We start from the raw sequence: 1,885 nt of genomic DNA on the forward strand, positions 1-1,885 counted from the left end.
ACAGCGTCTCGTCGACCGCGTCGACGTCAGCTCCGACGCCGACGGCACGCGCACGGTCGTGCTGCGCAAGGCGCTGCCCGACCCCCGCAGGCTGTCGCCCGCGCGGCTCGACGAGGTCCGGGCGTCGCTCTCGCGGCCCCGCGCCGCGGACGCGCTCGACGAGCTGCGCGTGCAGAACACCGAGCTGGTGAGCGCGCTCGAGGCGCTCGCCGCCCGCGAGCAGGACCTGGTCCGGGCCAACGAGGAGCTCGAGGAGACCAACCGCGGCGTCATGGCGATGTACACGCAGCTGTCCGACGAGCTCGAGGAGACGAACAGCGGCGTCGTCGCGCTCTACGCCGAGCTCGACGAGCGCGGTCGTCAGCTCGCCGCCGCCAACGACGCCAAGACGCGCTTCCTGCGCAGCGTGAGCCACGAGCTGCGCGCGCCCGTCAACTCGATCCTGGGCCTCACGTCGCTGCTCGCCGAGGGTGCGCTCGACGAGGACCAGCGCATCCAGGTCGGCTACCTCGACTCGAGCGCACGCGCGCTGCTCGGCATGGTCAACGAGCTCCTCGACCTCGCGCGCGCCGAGTCGGGACGGCAGCACGTGCACCGGGTCCGCGTGGACCTCGCGGCGCTGCTCGGCGACCTCCAGGGCACCGTGCGCCCGCTCCTGCGGCCCGGCGTGGCCCTGCACGTCGACGTCCCGACGGGCGTCGAGCTCCACACCGACCCCGACCTCCTGGGCCGCGTGCTGCGCAACCTGCTGACCAACGCCGTGAAGTTCACGGACGCCGGCGCGGTCGACGTCGCGGTCACGGTGCCCGCGGGCGGCGTCGTGGTCGTCACCGTCCGGGACACGGGCATCGGGATCCCCGCCGAGCACCTCGAGACGGTGTTCGAGGAGTTCTTCCAGGTGCCGAACCGCCTGCAGCCCTCGGTCAAGGGAACGGGCCTCGGCCTGCCGTACGCGCGGCGCGTCGCCGAGGCGCTCGGCGGGTCGCTCCAGGTGGCGAGCGTCGTCGGCGAGGGCAGCACGTTCACGCTCACGCTCGAGCGCACGACGGCCCCGGCGCTCGGACGCGTGCTCGTCGTCGACGACGACGACGCCGCGCGCGCGGTCGTGCGCGGTCTCCTCGCACCCTCGGCGGCCCAGGTCGTCGAGGCGCGCGACGGCGCCGAGGCGCTCGACGTGATCGCCGCCGGCGCCGTGGACGCGGTGCTCATGGACGTGCGCATGCCCGGCGTCGACGGGGTCGCGGCCCTGCACGCCCTCCGCGCGGACGCGCGCTGGTCGACGCTGCCGGTGGTGCTCATGTCGACGCTCGACGAGCCACCGGTCGCGGGCGTGCCGTTCGTCGCGAAGACGGCCCTGGACGCCGACGGTCTCGCGGACGTCCTCAGCCGCGCGACCGGGGCGGCCGGTGCGACGGAGGTCGCACCATGACCGACGTGACCGCGCGCGTGCTCGTCGTCGACGACACCGAGGCCCACCGCTACGTCATGGCCAGCTGGCTGCGCCGGGCGGGCTACCAGGTGACGGAGGCGGCGACGGGCCGGGCCGCGCTGGACGCCGCCGCGGGGCACGACGCCGTGGTCCTCGACGTCAACCTCCCCGACATGTCCGGCTTCGACGTGTGCCAGGTGATCAAGGCCGACCCGGCCACCGCGGTGCCCGTCGTGCACGTGTCGGCGACGAGCATCGACGCCCGGGCACGCACGTCAGGGCTCGAGCGCGGCGCGGACGCCTACCTGATCGAGCCGCTCGACCGGGACGAGTTCCTCGCGACCGTGGCGGGCCTGTGCCGCTCGCACCGCGCCCGTCGTGGCATCACCGAGCACGCCCGCCGGCTCGCGGACCTCACGGCGGCGGTCGTCCCGCTGGGCGCGGCACGCTCGCTCG

At 75.0% G+C, this 1,885-nt stretch carries 2 protein-coding genes; both read left to right on the plus strand.

All coding sequences use genetic code 11. From position 1 onward, the window contains the following. The coding region (locus HGA02_RS18025) for an ATP-binding response regulator (RefSeq protein ID WP_168680642.1) at positions 1 to 1,429 on the plus strand (1,429 nt) is incomplete at its 5' end. Then, on the plus strand, positions 1,426 to 1,885 hold a 460-nt coding region (locus HGA02_RS18030), incomplete at its 3' end, for a response regulator transcription factor (protein ID WP_168680644.1). The genes HGA02_RS18025 and HGA02_RS18030, both read left to right, overlap by 4 nt.

This window comes from Cellulomonas septica, assembly GCF_012396155.1.
Lineage (GTDB): Bacteria > Actinomycetota > Actinomycetes > Actinomycetales > Cellulomonadaceae > Cellulomonas > Cellulomonas septica.